The 2,131-nt window shown below is 73.0% G+C and carries 2 protein-coding genes; one reads left to right on the top strand and one right to left on the bottom strand.

Features of this window, described 5'->3' with window-relative positions; all coding sequences use genetic code 11:
• Positions 1–1,339, top strand: a 1,339-nt coding sequence (locus E4099_RS31455) for a globin domain-containing protein (protein WP_245245338.1), incomplete at its 5' end; no start/stop codon positions are given.
• Positions 1,340–1,420: 81 nt separating this feature from the next.
• Here the strand turns inward: E4099_RS31455 and E4099_RS31450 are convergent.
• A complete protein-coding gene (locus E4099_RS31450; protein ID WP_135342502.1) occupies positions 1,421–1,927 on the bottom strand; it encodes an NUDIX domain-containing protein in 507 nt (168 codons plus the stop codon).
• Positions 1,928–2,131 lie beyond the last annotated feature (204 nt).

Raw genomic sequence — 2,131 nt, 5'->3', positions numbered from 1 at the left:
GTACGACGCGGCCTCCGAGTCGCGAAATCCTCCGGCCCTCCCTCCCCCGCGCCCGCGGGCCGAAGCCGCGCCGGCTACCGACCGCGGTTGGGCGGAAGCCGCGTCGGCAACCGGCCCCGCCGCCACCAGCACCCAGGCCGACGCCGCGCCGTGGACCCTCGCCGCACCGCCCACCACCCAGGCGCCGCACACCCAAGCCGCGCGTCCCCCGTCCGCGTCGGACGGGGCGCTCGTCCGGCGGACCCTGGCGCAGGTCGAGCCGATCGCCGACAAGGTCACCTCGTACTTCTACGCCCTGCTCTTCCTGCACCTCCCCGAGCTGCGGTCGCTCTTCCCCGCGTCGATGGACGTGCAGCGGGACCGGCTGTTCAAGGCGCTGCTCACGGCCGCCAAGCACGTGGACGACCCGGGGGCGCTCGCGGCGTACCTGGTCCCGCTGGGGCGCGGGCACCGCAAGTACGGCACGCTTCCGGAGCACTACCCGGCGGTCGGGGAGTGCCTGCTGGGCGCGCTCGGCCAGTACGCGACGGACGTCTGGGACGCGGAGACCGAGCAGGCCTGGGTCCGGTCGTACACCCTGATCTCGCAGATCATGATCGACGCGGCGGCCGCGGACGAGTCGCGGGCGCCCGCCTGGTGGCAGGCCGAGGTGGTCGAACACGAGCGGCGCACCGGCGAGATCGCCGTGATCACGGTGCGCCCCGACGAGCCCTACCCGTTCCTCGCCGGGCAGTACGCCGCCCTGGAGACCCCGTGGTGGCCGCGGGTGTGGCGGCACTACTCGTTCGCCTCGGCGCCGCGTTCGGACGGATTGCTGTCCTTCCACGTCAAGGCGGTTCCGGCGGGCTGGGTCTCCGGCGCGCTGGTGAACCGGGCGCGGCCCGGGGACGTGATCCGGCTGGGGCCGCCGACCGGTTCGATGACCGTGGACCACGGCACCGGGGACGGACTGCTCTGCCTGGGCGGCGGTACCGGCATCGCGCCGATCAAGGCGCTGGTGGAGGACGTGGCCGAGCGCGGCCGGGGCCGTCCGGTGGAGGTCTTCTACGGGGCCCGCAGCGAGCACGACCTCTATGACATCGAGGCCCTGCGGCAGCTGGAGCGCAGGCACCCCTGGCTGTCGGTGCGGTCGGTGGTCGACGAGGGCCGAAGCGACGGCCTTCCGGGCCGACTGCCGGATGCCCTGGGCGGGTACGGGCCATGGGCCGGCCATGACGCGTATCTGGCCGGGCCGGTCGGGATGATCCGGAGCGGGGTGGCGGCGCTGCGCGGTACCGGGATGCCCGGCCACCGGATCCGTCACGACCCCGTCGAGGAGCTGGTCCCGAACGCCGGATAGGCGCCTGCCCGCACCGGTCCGGTCGGTCCCGATCGGGTGCCGGGCTTCGGTGGGCGGACCCGGCCCGGGGCTGTTCCGCGCTCAGGCCAGGTCGTCGGCGAGCAGCGCCAGTACGCCCTCCACATTGGCGTCCAGATAGGCCCGCAGCGAGGGCGGCACCATCTCCACCGAGGCGATGCCCTTGCGGGTGAAGGGGATCCGGACCACCTCGTACTCGCCGCAGGGCTCGTCCACCTCGGGGCCGTGCCGCCGGTCCAGGTCCATGGTGAGCAGTCGGCAGACGAAGAAGTGCTGCACCTTCACCCCGTGCCGGGCGCCCGCGGCGCCTTCCGGGGGCAGAGCGCTGTGCTCCACCGTGTCCACGAAAGCGGGCACCACATCGGTGATGGTGGCCCCCAGCTCCTCGTCCACCTCGCGGTGGAGCGCCGCGACGACCGAGGCGTCCTCGGGCTCCACACCGCCGCCCGGGGTGATCCAGTAGGGCGCCTCGCCGGGTTTGGTCCGTTTGATCAGGATCATCTCCGGCTCGATGCCGCCGGCGAGCAGGATGGCACGAGCGGTGCGTTTGACCACGGGACGATCGGTCATAGGTGACATCTGCCGCATCCGGGCCGGGCCGAAACCCGTCGATCGCGGTCCTGTGGGCGAGGGCCGTCGCATTCCGGCATATGCCGTTGGCCCATGTTGCCAGCGTGATTGGACACTGACACAGAGTCAACTACTCTGGGGTCCGCGGGCGTCTCGAACCACGAGGGGGGAGGTTTGAGGCGCCCGCCCCACTCTGCCCCGGCC

It is taken from the genome of Streptomyces palmae (assembly GCF_004684805.1).
GTDB classification, from domain to species: Bacteria; Actinomycetota; Actinomycetes; order Streptomycetales; family Streptomycetaceae; genus Streptomyces; species Streptomyces palmae.
Note: the sequence above shows the minus strand (reverse complement) of the source record. Positions and strands in the feature narration are given on the sequence as shown.

Excerpts from the sequence above, each read along its gene's own strand:
- E4099_RS31450 (WP_135342502.1), bottom strand. The coding sequence starts at position 1,927 with ATGACCGATCGTCCCGTGGTCAAACGCACCGCTCGTGCCATCCTGCTC.